The sequence below is a fragment of the Serratia sp. 121840015-1 genome, assembly GCF_053627655.1.
The window spans coordinates 2,414,247-2,430,734 of the sequence record NZ_JBSEYF010000001.1 but is presented as its reverse complement, the minus strand read 5'-3'; the positions used below and the strand labels follow the sequence as shown (position 1 = coordinate 2,430,734).

13 protein-coding genes are annotated in these 16,488 nt (G+C 39.2%); all 13 read left to right on the top strand.

Annotation, left to right across the window (positions count from 1 at the left end; genetic code table 11):
- Positions 1-3 precede the first annotated feature (3 nt).
- The 13 genes from ACUXAC_RS11790 (at position 4) to ACUXAC_RS11730 (ending at position 16,456) form a co-directional block, all read left to right on the top strand.
- Complete coding sequence (locus ACUXAC_RS11790) at positions 4-438, top strand: arsenate reductase/protein-tyrosine-phosphatase family protein (RefSeq protein ID WP_041034202.1); 435 nt, start codon at positions 4-6, stop codon at positions 436-438.
- Between the two features lie 15 nt (positions 439-453).
- A complete protein-coding gene (gene wzc / locus ACUXAC_RS11785) occupies positions 454-2,646 on the top strand; it encodes a tyrosine-protein kinase Wzc (RefSeq protein WP_033644232.1) in 2,193 nt (730 codons plus the stop codon).
- Positions 2,646-3,764: a glycosyltransferase family 4 protein gene (locus ACUXAC_RS11780; protein WP_187322173.1), complete on the top strand. Its 1,119-nt coding sequence runs from the start codon at positions 2,646-2,648 to the stop codon at positions 3,762-3,764. The genes wzc and ACUXAC_RS11780 overlap by 1 nt, the downstream gene beginning before the upstream one ends.
- A 28-nt stretch (positions 3,765-3,792) precedes the next feature.
- Entirely contained in the window at positions 3,793-5,007 is a 1,215-nt protein-coding gene (locus ACUXAC_RS11775; RefSeq protein WP_454266668.1) for a lipopolysaccharide biosynthesis protein, read from the top strand.
- Positions 4,994-6,163, top strand: coding sequence for an O-antigen ligase family protein (locus ACUXAC_RS11770; RefSeq protein WP_421115053.1), 1,170 nt, complete (start codon positions 4,994-4,996; stop codon positions 6,161-6,163). Before ACUXAC_RS11775 ends, ACUXAC_RS11770 begins: the two co-directional genes overlap by 14 nt.
- On the top strand, positions 6,153-7,346 hold the full coding sequence (locus tag ACUXAC_RS11765) for a glycosyltransferase family 4 protein (RefSeq protein WP_084826545.1): 1,194 nt from the start codon (positions 6,153-6,155) through the stop codon (positions 7,344-7,346). The genes ACUXAC_RS11770 and ACUXAC_RS11765 overlap by 11 nt, the downstream gene beginning before the upstream one ends.
- A gap of 4 nt (positions 7,347-7,350) precedes the next feature.
- Complete coding sequence (locus ACUXAC_RS11760; RefSeq protein ID WP_387444483.1) at positions 7,351-8,367, top strand: acyltransferase family protein; 1,017 nt, start codon at positions 7,351-7,353, stop codon at positions 8,365-8,367.
- Between the two features lies 1 nt (position 8,368).
- Positions 8,369-9,400, top strand: a complete 1,032-nt coding sequence (gmd, locus tag ACUXAC_RS11755; RefSeq protein ID WP_033642465.1) for a GDP-mannose 4,6-dehydratase — start codon at positions 8,369-8,371, stop codon at positions 9,398-9,400.
- A gap of 11 nt (positions 9,401-9,411) precedes the next feature.
- On the top strand, positions 9,412-10,290 hold the full coding sequence (locus ACUXAC_RS11750) for a GDP-mannose 4,6-dehydratase (protein WP_071991638.1): 879 nt from the start codon (positions 9,412-9,414) through the stop codon (positions 10,288-10,290).
- An 11-nt stretch (positions 10,291-10,301) separates the two neighbouring features.
- Positions 10,302-11,411 (top strand): glycosyltransferase family 4 protein, encoded by a 1,110-nt coding sequence (locus ACUXAC_RS11745; RefSeq protein WP_187322176.1) that lies wholly within the window; start codon positions 10,302-10,304, stop codon positions 11,409-11,411.
- A gap of 108 nt (positions 11,412-11,519) precedes the next feature.
- Positions 11,520-12,953 (top strand): undecaprenyl-phosphate galactose phosphotransferase WbaP, encoded by a 1,434-nt coding sequence (gene wbaP / locus ACUXAC_RS11740; protein ID WP_084826543.1) that lies wholly within the window; start codon positions 11,520-11,522, stop codon positions 12,951-12,953.
- 213 nt (positions 12,954-13,166) lie between these two features.
- Entirely contained in the window at positions 13,167-14,567 is a 1,401-nt protein-coding gene (locus ACUXAC_RS11735; RefSeq protein WP_387444487.1) for an undecaprenyl-phosphate glucose phosphotransferase, read from the top strand.
- A 17-nt stretch (positions 14,568-14,584) separates the two neighbouring features.
- A complete protein-coding gene (locus ACUXAC_RS11730) occupies positions 14,585-16,456 on the top strand; it encodes a right-handed parallel beta-helix repeat-containing protein (protein WP_387444490.1) in 1,872 nt (623 codons plus the stop codon).
- Positions 16,457-16,488: the final 32 nt, after the last annotated feature.

Here is a 16,488-nt window from a genome sequence, read left to right as displayed (position 1 = left end):
TATATGTTTGATTCTATTTTAGTTGTATGTGTTGGCAACATATGCCGCTCCCCTATTGGGGAGCGGCTTCTTAAGCAAAAGTTACCACAAAAAAAAATAGCTTCTGCAGGGCTTGGTGCTTTGAAGGGGCATTCCGCAGATGATACGGCCATCGAGGTTGCTTCAGAAAACAATCTCTCCTTAGAGGGACATGTTGCTCAGCAACTAACTGCTACGTTATGCAGACAATATGATCTTATTTTGGTGATGGAAAAGAAACATATTGATGCAGTAAGCCATATACAACCCGAGGTCCGCGGAAAAACAATGCTTTTTGGCCATTGGATAGGCAAAAAAGAAATTGCCGACCCCTATCGACAAAGCAAAGAAGCATTTGAGCACATTTATAAACTTCTCGATGAGTCTGCTGAAAAGTGGGCTCAGGCGCTGAATAAATAATTTATAAGGCCTATGATGTTAGAAAAAAATAAGGGGGCGGTATCCCCAAACGTAGCGAAGAACGAAGATATAGATTTAGGTCGCTTGATCGGGACGCTAATTGACCATCGCTGGTTGATTACAGGTATAACAACTATATTTGCTGTCGTCGGGTTGATCTATGTTGTATTCGCCACTCCGATATATCAGGCCGATGCCCTGGTTCAAGTTGAGCAAAATATGGGTAGCTCAATATTGAATGATATCTCCAAAGTCCTTCCTGATAGCCAACCAGTCTCTGCGACAGAAATTGAATTAATAAAGTCAAGGATGGTAATCGGTAAAACTCTGGATGAAATGAATTTAGATACCGAGGTTGAACCAAACTATTTCCCTGTATTTGGGAAAGGTTTTTCACGTTTAACTAAAAGTAGTTCCGAAAGGCCTCAAGTCGCGTTAAGCAGTTTACACGTTCCAGATTATTTGCTGGACGAGAAGTTAGATCTTACGTTCAAGAGCCACGATGCTTATGAACTATCATACTCGGGCGATAAGATACTCGAAGGCGTTGTGGGAAAATTGGCTACAGGGCATGGCGTGAGCATACTGGTCAGCGATTTCCGTGGAAGCGATGGTACTGGCTTCACGCTTAAAAAACGACCTCGCCTGGATGCCATCAATGATTTAGTGGATAGATTAACTGTTGCGGATAAAGGGAAAGATACAGGAATACTGGCCTTGAGTCTAACGGGTGATGATTCCGTTCAAATCAGAAAAATTTTAAACAGTATTATCAATAATTATCTGCAACAGAATGTCGAGAGGAAATCCGAAGAAGCGGGTAAAAGCCTGGAATTTCTTAAGGCACAGCTACCGCAGGTTCGACAAAACCTCGATTTAGCAGAAAACAAACTGAACCAATTTCGTCAGCAGAACGACTCTGTAGATTTATCTCTAGAAGCCAAGTCTGTATTGGATACGATGGTGGCGGTGGAGTCGCAGTTAAATGAATTAACCTTTAAAGAAGCCGAAATCTCTAAGTTGTATACGAAAGAACACCCGGCATACAGAGCACTGAATGAGAAGAGAGCAACATTAGAAAAAGAAAAGGCTAGGCTGAATAAACGCGTTAGCAATATGCCAAAAACGCAGCAGGAAATTCTGAGCCTAACGCGCGATGTCCAGGCTGGGCAAGAAGTTTACATGCAGCTGTTAAACAAACAGCAAGAACTAAGTATCAATAAAGCGAGTACGGTAGGCAACGTAAGGATTGTTGACTATGCGGATACGCAGCTGAAACCGGTAAAACCAAAGAAAATCTTCGTTATCCTGTTCGCTATCATTTTGGGAGCTGTTTCTTCGATAACGTTGGTGTTGGTCAAAATGTTGCTTCATAAAGGCATTGACAGTGCAGAAGAGCTGGAAAGCAATGGAGTGAACGTTTACGCAAGCATTCCACTGTCCGAATGGCAAAGCGCGAGGGATAAAGAGCTGAAGTTGCGTGGAAAAAAACTCAACACGCGCTCAAATGAGCTTTTGGCGACAGGGAATCCTGCAGACTTGGCTGTTGAAGCTATCAGGAGTTTGAGAACAAGTTTGCACTTTGCAATGCTCGATGCAAAAAACAATATTCTAATGATTTCTGGTGCGAGTCCGTCTATTGGTAAGACTTTCGTTAGCGTAAACTTAGCTGCAACTATTGCCCAGTCGGGTCAGAAAGTTCTGGTGATCGATAGCGATATGCGTAAAGGATATATTCACGATATCTTTGGCGTTAATGCGAACAATGGTCTTTCAACGATACTTGCCGGACAAGTCAGCCCTGCTCAAACTGTCGTTCATTCTACTGTTGCTAATTTAGATGTTTTGCCTCGAGGCAAAGTCCCGCCGAATCCATCTGAATTGTTGATGAGCGAGCGTTTCGAAAAGTTATTGGCTTGGGCAAGCGAAAATTATGATTTTGTTCTGGTCGATACTCCACCTATTCTGGCTGTAACTGATGCAGCAATTATTGGGCACCATGTTGGGACTTCATTAATGGTTGCCCGTTTTGATGTCAACACCGTCAAAGAAGTTGAAGTGAGTATTCGTCGTTTTGAGCAAAATGGAGTTGAAATCAAAGGCGTCATTCTTAACGCGATGGTCAGAAAGTTGGGCTCTTACTATTCAAATTATGGTTATTACCAATATGAATATAAAAGTGACAACAAAGGTAAGGATAAGCACTAATGAAAAAAGTGTTAGTTTTGACCAATGAGTACAGTCCCTTCAATGGAGGGATTTCTCGTTATACTCAAATGCTTGTTCAACATAAACCGGGAGATATTTCGGTTGAGCTTATCGCGCCAAGTTATCAAAAGGAAGAGTCAAAAGATCTAGGAACGCTAACGATAAATCGATATTCTGGTGGGAAATTTACATGGAAGGAGTTTCCTAAGATTATAAGAGAAGTAGCAGCAATCCAGCCTAGTGACTATGACAGAGTTCATGTGGCCGATTGGCCCTTTTGGCTGGCGGTATGTTTTAGAAATAAATTTATGCCCTGGAAAGAAAAAATAAAATTCACGAGCACGGTTTATGGGAGTGAGATCCTTAATTTTAAAAATGGCCGCATATCTCCATTTGTAAAAATACTGTCGCCATTTAAAGATGTCACGGCTCTGTATCCTATCAGTGAATATACAAGAAAGATCATGGTTGAGAACTTCCCTGAAAGTGAAGTGTTACCATGCAAAACTGTATTGCTGGGTATTGATGAGTCGTGGCGGAAAGAAGTTGAGGTCGGCCATGTAGCATCGATTGATGAGGTTGATGCAGCGAGGGATTTTGTTTTAGTTACTGTCGGCAGACTGGACTCGAGGAAAGGGCATGACCTAATCATTAAGGCTATTTCTCAATCCGAATTGGCAGAGAAAATAACCTACAACATTATCGGAAGAGGAGACGATAGCTATAAAAAGCAGCTTAATGGACTGGCAGAGAAACATCGTGTCCATATCAACATTTTCGATAATTTAAATGATGATGAAGTTAAGTCTAAGTATCGTGAGTCTGACTTGTTTGTTTTAGCTGCGCGGACCGATGTTCGAAAGGTAGAAGGTTTCGGTCTCGTTTTTCTTGAAGCTGCCGCATGTGGAGTGCCTTCTTTAGCAACTAACGTGGGTGCGATACCAGAGGTAGTAAGCTCGGAGTTAGGTGTAATAGTCGAGGAGTCAAGCGAGGGAATCGCAATGGCGATTCGTCAACTATATTACGATGCTGAAAAATTAGCCGCTTTGAAAAAAACATGCGGTAAGAAAGCAGCATCTTATAGCTGGGAAAAAACCGCTCAGGAAACTTTCGCATAATCCTAACAGGGTAGCAACGGGTAGTCTGATGAAAGGAAGTATAGTCAATATAGTATGCCAATTTGTAAAATTAGGTTTTCAGTTTCTGTATTTTACAATTGCAGCTAAAATGCTCGGTGCCGATAAGTTTGGTTTGTGGGCCTCTGTGTCCGCATTGTGTAACATCTTAAGTCCGCTTATTATTCTTGGTATTGGCCCCTGCATAATAAAAGTTCACGCTTCAGATAAAGACTTTAGTTTGTTTAGAAGTTACTACTATTTAGGTGCCTTGTTACTCGCGATTGGCACCTTGGTATTAACTCCTGTTGCTGCCTGGTTGTATAAAACCAACTATTCCACAGTTGCATTGGTACTAATCGCGGAGTTGTTCGTATTCAGGCAAATAGAATTACTATCACAAATGTATTTGGCGAAGGGAAATAAACTGGCATTCTCTTTATTCCCGGTCGCATTTATTGTTTTTAAATTGCTAATTGTCTTTGTTGTATTTTGGTGGGGGGGTTCTGATGATTTTATTTATGTTAATTTTATTTCGTCATTAGTTTTCATTTTGCCAGTGATGTGCTGGGAGGAATTAAGAAGCGTCAAATCAAACTTGAAGCTTCAATTCCAGAAAGCTATACATATGATGAGAGAAGCGGTTTACTTTTCATTGGCAACAACGGCTAAAACAGTTTATACCGATTCGGATAAGGTCATTTTGGGGGCTGCTAACAACCTGAGAGACGTTGCGAATTACAATATTGCATATAAGTTGATCAGCCTGGTGTTTGTACCTGTTTCTGCGGTTTTATCTATTCAAGCTCCTACGCTATATCATCTGGGTTCCTTGGAAAATAAGGCTGCCCTTAGGGAAAAAATTAAAAGACTTATCGCGCTCTGTGTAGCAATGTCTTCGCTGATTGGTATTGGGATAGTTATTTTTCTGCCGATTATACTGTCTTTCTTCGGGGATGAATATGCAAATGCTAAAAACATGGTCTATTTGTTATTGCCAGCCCCAATAATTATGAGTATCCACTACGTTTTCGCAGATGGGATAACGGCAATGGGTTACCAGAAGTTAAGAGCCTATATGTCTATTATAACTGCAGTTCTTAATGCGGTATTGGGACTTGTCTTTATACCAATATACGGAGTGGCTGGGGCCGTAGGTATAACGTTATTTTCTGAAACTCTTCTTCTTGTCCTTTTCTCATCTGTCTACATGTCGAAGCTAAAGAAAAAATATGTTGAACATTAAAATATCTTGGTGGGGAATATATGTAATTACTGCGTTTGTGCTAGGTTGCATAAAGATCAATATCGGCAATGGCGATATTTACTTTATAGATCTATTTAGCGCGATGACGTTCTTTTATGTGGTGGTTAACATCCCACACTCTATTCGTACCAAATCCTTCATTTTTATTATTAGTTATGTGCTTATTTGTTGTTTGATTTCGATCAACTCTTCAATTAGACATGGTGTGCAGCTTCCCACTATAGTTGGAATGGTTCGGTATTTTGAATATTTAATTTGGGGTATAGCCTTTTTCATTAAATATCAGCATAACTACGATGCTGGAAAGATACCTATCGAAGTTAAGATACTGTATTTCTTCCTTCTTTTTGTTTCTGTGTTGCAGTTCTTTGGTTCAACAATCTATCTTGAGTCATGGCAGGAATTTAACTTTAAGTATGGCGATGGCTTTCGTGCCCCAGGTGTGTTTTTACATCCTAATATTAACTCATTTTTCCTTTCTTTCTTCCCGCTTTTGTATTTCTATGGGAAGAGGGATAATACTAGAGTTCAAATATTAGTGGCTGCAGTTATAACTCTTGCCTTAGTTTTAACGAATAGTCGCGGCAACTTTGCTATAGCAAGTATTGCATTTGTTATGTTATATGTGCGCGGTATAAAGATAACACTTTTAGCTACTTTTTCAGTTTTAGCTGTGATAGCAATATCTAGCTATATTGACTATTCAGGTTTAGCTGGTTGGCTTCGTTTGGATTCAAACTATTCACTGACGGATAATACATCATTCACATTGCGCTTGGAACTGTGGGAAAGTGCTTTGAAGATGTTTTATCAGTCTCCAATATTGGGCCAAGGATTTAAACAGTTTCCAGTGCTGACTGATGTATTTATCTGGGGCGACTCAGGCAATGGTGTAGAAGAAGTTAAAACACATGCTAATTCATTTATTTTAGGTTCTCTGGCAGAGAATGGTTTGGTCTTTACTCTTCTTATCCTGTATAGAATGAAAAAGATACTCGCTGAATATGGCTTATCATTCTTCTTACTATTCTCATTTATCTTGATGTATGACGATCTATTCCATGATCCATACTCAATGACTTTGCTTTTATTTATGGCAATTTCCTTAACTAGGTATAAACAGGATGAAAAGTAACCAGGTATTGGGCGTGATTTGTAATAACAGAATGCTGTCAGATGCGAATGGCGATTATTGGGTAAGTAAACAAACATACGGTGATAGTTTTTGGATTCGATACTTGGCGGTTTTTTCCGTAGTTAGGCCTATATGCCGAGTCACTAAAGTTAATAAAGTGCCGGATGGTTGGGTGAAAATTACACTTGAAAATGTGAAGCCCATCCCTATTACCGGTTTTGAGGGAATTGGGCAACTGATAAAAGTTTTTAGTGTTTTAAGAAAAGAGTTACTTAATTCGATCAATATAGTTGATAAAGTCATTGTCCGTGGTCCGACGATTCTTTCCTCTGTGATCCAAGATTGGTTCATGAAAAACGATACTGCCTATGGTATTGAGGTTGTTTCTGATCCTTGGGATGATTTTGCTAAGGGCTCTTACAAACATAAGTTAAGGTTTTTTCTACAGCAGTTTTCTTATATCACATTCAAAATGCTTGTAAAAAATGCCTATGTTATTTCATATGTGACATCGAGTTATCTTCAGAATAAATACCCAGCTAAAAATGCGGCTTTCAGCACTAATTACTCTTCCATTTCATTGAAGTCATCCGATATTGTGGACCAAGAAATTCGTGTGTTCCCTCGTGGTGACATATGGCACGTTGGTCTTATCGCACGGCTAGATACTCCCCATAAAGGTGGAGATGTCCTCTTGCGAGCGGTGAAGAAGTGTTTGACTGCGGGAGCTCAGCTCAAATGTACCATTGTCGGAGATGGGAAGGAGTTGGCAGTTCTTAAAGAACTCGCTTTGAAATTAGACATTGTCGATCGTGTCGTGTTTCCAGGCGCAGTCTCTACTAAATCTGATGTGTTCAAGTACCTTGACAGTTTTGATATATTTGCACTTCCGACTCGCCAAGAGGGGCTGCCTAGAAGTGTTATTGAAGCCATGGCGAGAGGTCTACCTTGTCTTTCAACACCTATTGGTGGCGTACCGGAGATTGTCAATGCTTCTGAATTGTTCGGGTTGGATAATGTTGATGAGTTGGCGAAAAGAATAATAAATCTTATTGATAATCCAGATTATTGCGTTCTGCTTTCAGAACAGAACTTGCAGAAAAGCCAAAACTATGAGGAAACTGAGCTGGAGGTTAGGAGGAATAAGCTTTACTCAGTTTTAATGGATGCGCCTGTAAAGTGAATTTATGATGAAATCAAATAAACTTACTGCGATACAAATTATGCGTGGTGTAGCAGTATTACTGGTTCTTTTTTTTCACTCCACAGAAAATTTTGTCGCTAAAAACTTGAACGGTCCGGTATTCAACGCAGGACAGTCAGGTGTTGATTTATTCTTTATCATTAGTGGATTTATTATATTTTACTCGGCAAAGAACAAAGTTGGATATCCTGGCGCGATTTCTTTTATGAAAAGCCGTTTGTTGAGGATAGTTCCTAACTATTGGTTTTATACATTTGTTTTTGCTACGTTGTTGATTTTATTTCCAGATAAGTTTGACCGCTCGACATTTGAAGTGACTCATTTTGTATATTCTCTCCTTTTTATTCCAATGAAAGATAATATTCCTCCTCTCGTATCATTGGGTTGGACTTTGAACTACGAAATGTATTTTTATATTGTATTCTTTTTCTCGATTGTTTTACTGAGTAAGCTAAGATTTATTTTCGTTTCAGTGTTAATCTTGTTTGTATATCTATCTTCTTACTCTATGGAGTTGAATGATTTTTATAAGAATGATGTGGTTTTTGAGTTTCTTCTAGGCGCATTACTCTATCTTTATTATTCAAAGGGTTATCACCATAGTTTTAAGATGCCTTGGTATGCATTCTGTATCATATTAATATTGCTGATTTGTGTTATGAGCGTAGCCGATACCAATTTACGGTTTGTAAATTTTGGCATTCCTTGCTTTTTTATTATATTTTTATCTCTTCATGTGAACTTCAATGAAGGAAGCATTTTAGAAAAGATTGGTGGATCATCTTATTCCATTTATCTATCGCATGCGATCTCTATGCCCTTTATTATTAAAGTCTTGATGGTTTTAGGTCTTAACTTCTACCTCTCTGTGGGACTTTCTATCGTCTTTTGTTTGTTTGTTGGTTGGGGTGCATATCAGGTTTTGGAACGCAGAGTATTGGATCCTTCCTGGTGGAATTCAAAGGAAGTAATTCAATTTTTTATATCATTAAGGAAATAAAATGAAAGCTATTGTTACAGGTATTACAGGTCAAGATGGCGCATATTTGGCTGAGTTACTTCTGAGCAAGGGATATACTGTTTACGGTACATATAGAAGAACGAGCTCAGTAAATTTCTGGAGAATAAAAGAGCTTGGCATTGAAAGTAATAAGAATCTCCATTTAGTTGAGTATGACTTGACCGATCTTAGTGCCAGCATTCGTCTACTACAGGAAACGGGCGCTACCGAGGTGTACAATCTGGCTGCCCAGAGTTTTGTTGGTGTTTCTTTCCAACAGCCAGTAACTACCGCTGAAATTACAGGGATTGGTCCTCTGAACTTACTTGAGGCCATTAGGATTGTTAACCCAAAAATCCGTTTCTACCAGGCATCTACGTCAGAAATGTTTGGCAAGGTGCAAGAAATTCCACAGGTTGAATCTACACCGTTCTACCCTCGTAGCCCATACGGTGTAGCTAAGTTGTACGCACACTGGATGACAGTTAACTACCGAGAGTCCTACGATATCTTCGCGACAAGTGGTATTTTGTTCAATCATGAATCTCCACTTCGTGGCCAAGAGTTTGTTACGAGAAAAATTTCAGATGGCATCGCGAAGATTAAGTTGGGACTATTGGATAAAATTGAACTAGGTAACCTAGACGCTAAAAGGGATTGGGGGTTCGCTAAAGATTACGTCGAAGGTATGTACCTCATGCTGCAGGCTGACAAGCCTGATACGTACGTGCTTGCCACTAATCGTACCGAAACTGTTCGTGATTTTGTTTCACTGTGTGCTAAAGCAGCGGGCATGGATATCGAATGGTTCGGTCAAGGCGAAGATGAGTTTGGCGTAGATAAGAATACCGATAAGACGATAGTAACAATCAATCCTAAATTCTATCGTCCTGCTGAAGTTGAGCTTTTGATCGGTAATCCAGTTAAGGCTCAAAATGATTTAGGATGGAAGCCGAAGACAACACTTGAAGAGCTCGCCAAAATGATGGTAGAGGCAGACCTGCAGAGAAACACTAAAGGCTATTCTTTCTAAAGGTACGCTAAATGAAAATACTCGTCACTGGGGGTAATGGATTCACTGGAAAGTATGTGGTCTCGGCTTTTGAAGCGGCGGGTTATCAAGTATTGGTAGGGGTGCGCAGCACCCCTGTATTAGATAAAGAAGTTTTATTTAATATCCTAAACAAAGATAGCCTGTGTGAAACTTTATTAAAATACAGACCTGATGGAATAATTCATTTAGCTGGAAGTGCATTTGTAGGTGAGGGTGACTCCAGCGTTTTTTATTTAAATAATACGGTTGGGACTCTCAATCTTATCGAAGCGATAAAGCTTTCTGGTATAGATATAAAGAAAGTGATAGTTTCAAGTTCAGCTAATATCTATGGCAACCCTACGGTTTCCACTATTGATGAGAGCATTGAGCCTATTCCCGTTAACCACTATGCCTCTAGTAAACTTGCGATGGAAAGCATGCTAAAGGGATGGTATTCTCAAATCCCTGTTATTGTCACCAGGCCTTTTAATTACACAGGGGTTGGTCAGGGAATAAACTTTCTTGTCCCGAAGATTGTGTCACATTTCAAACGGAATTGTGATGTAATTGAGCTTGGGAATATTGATGTTGAACGGGATTTTTCTGATGTTTCAGAAATTGCAACTTGTTACTTAAAGCTTTTTGAAAGCGAGCATACCTCTACGGTTGTTAATTTATGTTCTGGTAATTCGACCTCTTTGAAAAAAATAATCGAGGATATGGAGTCTATCAGTGGGCACCGTATGGAGGTGAGAATTAACCCTGCGTTTGTTCGTAGCAATGAAATAAAAATTTTGCGTGGGGATAATGCAAAACTTAGAAATATGATTAATTTTGCCCCTTCAGGTATATTACATCATACGTTAGATAAAATGTTTAACTCGTAAATGTGAAAACTATGAAAATTGCTATTGTCCATGATTGGTTAGTCACTTATGCCGGTGCGGAAAGAGTCCTCGAAAGAATGCTCAAAGTGTATCCTGATGCTGATGTGTTCTCTATGGTGGATTTTTTAGAAAAAAGGGACTTCATACAAAATAAAAAAGTTGTTACGAGTTTTGTGCAAAAACTTCCTTTTGCGAAGAAAAAATACAGAGGGTATTTACCGTTAATGCCTTTTGCTGTTGAGCAATTCGATCTTTCAAAATATGATGTCATTATTTCAAGCTCGCATGCTGTGGCAAAAGGGGTTATAACCGGCCCAGATCAGTTACATATCTGCATGTGTTATAGCCCTATTAGATATGCTTGGGACCTTCAGCACCAGTATTTGAAAGAGTCTAATCTAGAATCTGGGGTTAAATCGTTTTTCGCACGTTATTTTTTGCACAAAATCCGCCTTTGGGATATTAGAAGCAGTTATGGTGTAGATCATTTCATTGCGATATCAAACTTTATAAAACACAGAATTAACAAATGCTATCGTCGTGATTCAGATGTTATTTATCCGCCTGTTTTTGTCGATGATTTCTCAACAGTTTTTAACAAAGATGATTTCTATATGACATCTTCTAGGCAGGTGCCATATAAAAAAATTGATCTGATTGTCAAGGCATTTAATGAGATGCCTGAAAAAAAGCTTATTGTGATTGGAGATGGTCCACAGCATAAATTGATCAAATCGATTGCTGGAAAAAATATCACTATCATGGGCTATCAGAACTTTGAGGTTCTAAAGGATCACCTGGGTAGAGCAAAAGCGTTTGTTTTTGCTGCTGAAGAAGATTTTGGTATTGCCCCATTGGAGGCTCAGGCATGCGGCACTCCCGTTATTGCATATGGAAAGGGCGGCGCAACGGAAACAATCATTGCTGATGGTGATAATGCGACGGGGGTATTCTTTAAGAAACAATGCGTGGAGGATATCATTGACGCGGTGAATAGATTTGAGTCGATGAATATATCTCCAAGCGCGTGTCGTGATAACGCAGAGCGTTTTTCCACTGCAGTTTTTGATAAACAGTTCAAAGAGTTTGTTGAGTGCAAAATCAGTCAAAAATGTAGTTAATAAATTTAAAAAAATAATCTGCGGAGTGCGCTATTTTTAGCGCATTCATTTAAATGAATTTAAGGGGTATCTATATGAATATTCATCAGGCTTGGTGTAGGCTTTTCTATGAAATTATCTAATGGTTTTGCTTCCGCTTTCATTTCTAAAATTTCACTAGCGCTCTCAGATCTTTTATTTTTCAATATTTCCATATTAATTGCCTATTATTTTATAGCAAACACCTTTGGGAATTTTTATGAGTTCGTTCCTGAAGGGGAAATGGGAGTAAGGGTCTTCGCTCATTTCATCTTTTCTATACTGTGTGTATTATGGTTCTGGACAAGATTGAGGCATTATACTTACAGGAAACCATTTTGGTTCGAGTTAAAAGAGATATTCAGAACGCTAATCATTTTTGCGGTTCTGGATTTAGCGCTCGTTGCATTTTCAAAATGGAATTTTTCTCGATATCTCTGGCTCATCACGTGGGTGTCCATTCTGATACTTGTACCCATTGGCCGTGTGGTTGTTAAAAAATGGCTTAATGCTATTGGTTTATGGAAAAAACAGACAATCATTATAGGCTCGGGTAAAAATGCATTTGAGGCTTATGCAGCCTTACAGAGTGAGGGCAATCTGGGTTTTGATGTTGTTGGCTTTGTCTGTGTGGATGAGTCCTGTGATAACGAGTATTTTTGCATACCCGTAATAAAGAGTGAATCGGAACTCTGGAGCATTACTGATGCTGACAATACTCAATTTATTGTGGCCCTAGAGTTTGAGCAAAACCTCCTTCGTGATTGGTGGTTAAAAAACTTAGCTAAAAACAATTGTCGTTCAATTTCCGTGATCCCTACTTTACGAGGTGTTCCTTTGTATGGCACGGACATGTCATTTATTTTTAGCCATGAGGTTATGATTCTCAGAGTAAATAATAATTTAGCCAAGCGCACATCTCGAATTATCAAAAGAACCTTCGATATCATTGGTTCCTTGTTAATTATGTTACTTTTGTCACCTCTTCTGTTGCTCATTGCATATAAAGTTTCTCGGGATGGGGGGCGTTCAATATATGGCCACGAACGGGTTGGTCATAATGGGGAGAAGTTTAAGTGTTTGAAGTTTCGCTCGATGGTGGTAAACTCACAAGAGGTACTGGAGAATTTATTGGCTAACGATCCCGAAGCACAAGCGGAGTGGAAAAAGGATTTCAAACTTAAGAATGATCCAAGAATTACACGTATAGGTCATTTTCTCAGAAAGACCAGTTTGGATGAATTACCCCAACTTTGGAATGTGTTTGTTGGAGAAATGAGTTTGGTAGGACCCCGACCTGTGGTCGAAGAAGAACTTGAACGCTATGCTGGCGATGTTGACTATTACTATATGGCAAAGCCAGGAATGACTGGCCTTTGGCAAGTTAGTGGCAGGAATGATATTGACTATGATACTCGTGTTTACTTCGATGCTTGGTACGTAAAAAATTGGGCTTTGTGGAATGATGTTGTAATTCTTTTTAAGACGATATCTGTCGTGCTTAAAAGGGATGGCGCCTACTAGCTTGATGGTATTGATTGTTTTTTTATTTTTTAAAAACCACTCTGAGAATATTTATTTATCAGTGCATGTAATTTGTGTGCTTATACTGGAATGTTGCTCTGAGTGGTTTTTTTTGTCTGATAACACCGACAAAGTCACATAAAAAAAAGCTTGTGTTAGACAATGCTAAAAATGATTCCTATACTTTTTAAGGTGGCTTATTGAAGGTATGTTATGGACAGTTTTTCAAACTCCAAGTCAAAAACAAAGACTAATACATCCGTTATTTCTGTTTTTCAACGGCTTCTTGATTTATTCTCTGTGTTTCTGGGCTGGCAGCTTGCAACCACTTTTGGTAGTGAAGATGTAAGCCTGTTAATTGTTTTGTTTGTTATCATTGCATTCCAATTCATTTCTGACGTAAATAATGCATACACCACATGGAGAGGAGAGCATCTGCTGGTAAACATTTATCGCGTTGGTGTCAATTTTTCACTGGCGCTAATCTTATGTGGTACATGTTTCTATTTTTTCTATGATATTAAACCGAAGCTAGTCTCTTTTTCTCTTGTTTGGTTTTTTACTTCGTTATTGCTTTTTCTGACTTCGGCTATATTCATTAGATTGCTTTTTTTGTTCTTAAGAAAAAAAGGCATGCGTATAAAGAAAGTCGGTATTTTTGGTGAGTCTGAAAGTGCATATCGTTTGTCTCAGCACTTTAATAGCTACCCATGGCTCGGGTTCTCTCTTCATGGATTTTACAATAACTCAGGGACTGAACACATTGGTGATAATCTGATTAATCGTTTAGGGAATGAAGATAACTTGTTTGCTGATGTTCAGACAGGTCTAGTTAATCACGTATATATTGCTACAGACTATTACAATGACGAAGAGCTCAAAAGGATATTATCAAAACTATCAAATACAACATGTAGCGTAAACTATATACCTAATGCGATTTCTTATGGTCTTCTCAGAGCTGTCAATACTGAAATAGAGGGGGTTTCAATAATTTCTGTTTATGATACGTCATTTAATGGTGTCAATATGCTAACTAAGCGTTGTTTTGACGTATTTGCTTCAATGTTACTAATAATCTTCTTCTCGCCATTAATGGTGCTTATTGCTTTATCCGTTATGGCGACCTCACCTGGGCCTATCCTCTTTAAGCAAAAACGCTATGGCCTTGAAGGTAAAGAAATTAATGTTTTGAAGTTTAGGACGATGCATTGCTCATCCGATGATACAAATTTCAGACAGGCTACTCCTGACGATCGGCGAGTGACCGTCATTGGCCGTGTTTTGCGTAAAACTTCCCTTGATGAATTACCACAACTTTTTAATGTCTTCTACGGCTCGATGTCGCTCGTTGGCCCCAGACCCCATGCCATTGCGCATAACGAGGAGTTTCGGAAGTTGATTCATGGTTACATGTTGAGACACAAAGTTAAACCTGGAATTACTGGATGGGCGCAGATTTGTGGTTGGCGCGGCGAAACAGATACGTTAGAAAAGATGACAAAGAGGATAGAGTATGATTTGTTCTACATTAATAACTGGACGTTGATGTTAGATATAAAAATACTGATTATGACTATTTCACGTGGCTTTCTTAATAAAAATGCTTATTGAATGACCAGGAGACGTGTATGAATAGACGTTTTTTTTTAAAGGAAGTTAGTCTGTTGGCTTTGTGGGTTGGAGTTGAAGCTCGTTTTTCCCTTGCTTTTGCCAAGAGTCTTTCTACCGAAAACTCGCAACTAATAACACTTGAGTCAATTAAAAAAAACGTCATGCCTGACGGACTTGAGAGTGTACTGGCGAGTGTCTTTGCCTCTGACTACTCTGGCTCCTCTACCGTTCGTTTGAATCGTGAACCTTCAGAAGATAATAAGGACATGGCAGGTAAGGGGTGGAGCGATACAGGGATAATAAATAACAAAGCTTTACTTTTTGATTCTGAAGGAAAAGCCTTTTCTCTGGCAGCCAAAAACGGTTTCTTTTCCATCGAAAGCCTTGGAGGCGGAACGGGTAAAGACGATAGTGCGCTGATGGAGATAGCTCAACATTTATCAAAGCAACCCGTACAGTTGGTTAAAGATAGAGTTTATTACTATGGTAGGCCGGTCAGTCATTCTGGAGCAGCTGGATGGATCGGAAATAATGCGACGATAAAATGCCTCCCTACATCATCTGATGCTCCTCGGTTTCCATTTATCACTTCTCCAGTGACAGCTGAAAATGCACCCAACGATATTCGGCACTCTAGCTCAGGGGTGCGAGGTGCAGTGTTTAAAGATCTGACTATTGATACTGATTATCACGATACAGCTGGAAAGGTTGGATTCCTCTATGCAGAGAATACTCTACATGATTGGAGCGGTTGCCTTTTCGATAGTGTGATTTTTAAGAATGCTAAATTTGATAATCTTGCCATGCAAATGAATTGTCACGGGATAACATTTAAAAAATGCTCATTCACGAACTCTGGGCAAGATAGTGTCGTGGTCAGAAAAACATGCTATAACATCAAGTTCATCGATGGGTGTTTTTTTTCAGATACTGCAAAAGTACAGTCTGGTGGTGATGGTGTTGTTATTAAAGGGCGGGGTGTCAGCGTTATAGGTTGCCGATTTGAAAATATCGGCCTGGGTAAAAAAGGGGCGGCGATTGCCAATAATGCTGAAGATGCGGATAACGCACAAGAGTCCAGTAATGGCGTGTTTAATAATAACTATTTTCTCAACTGCTATGGTGGGCTTGGAATTGGTACGGTAAAAAGCTCACTGGCTTTCTCAAATAACTGGATATCAAATGTTACTGCATCTGGTAATACTTTTGAAAATATAAAAAAGGTTGCTATTGGCGCAAGATATGTTCGTGGTTTCATTTCTAACAATAATGTTGTGAAAAATCAGTCAAGTGCAAGAGATTTTTCCATAGAACTGCTCCATGTCGCTGATGCTGATTGTGATTTTTCTGTCTCACAGGTTGAGGGTGGTGCTATTCATCTACGTGATTGCTCAGGGAAAATTAAATTATTGGCGGATAATGTTGCACTTGCTGGTTTCAATAATGCTGTTTTTATCGAGAAAAGCCATGATGTTGTAGCCGATCTAACAATAAATAATTCCGGCCGCGGCGGAGGCTACATTGATACTCTGAACAACAGTTTAATTTCTATCAAGTCTTCGATGACTAAAGGTGTTGCTCTTCAGGTGCTAAATGCCACGGACTCCAAAATCAGTGCGGTAGTCAGAGACTCATTACTTGATGGTGTCGTTTTGAAAGACTTTAAAAACGTCACTCTCACAGCTGATGTTAAAAATAGTGGCATAAATCAAAAGGGAAAATATAATGCCGTTGGCGTATTCTCAGGAAACGACGCAAAAATAGATTTATCGTCCGATTCTGGTAACTATTTGTATGACCTATTTGTTGACAAAAGTGCTACCGGAGTTAAGGTGACTGATGGTTTATCTGCGTTAAAAACTAACTATACCAGTATTAGCGGCAAGTAGTCGATATGTCGAGTGTTGTCAATGGTATTATT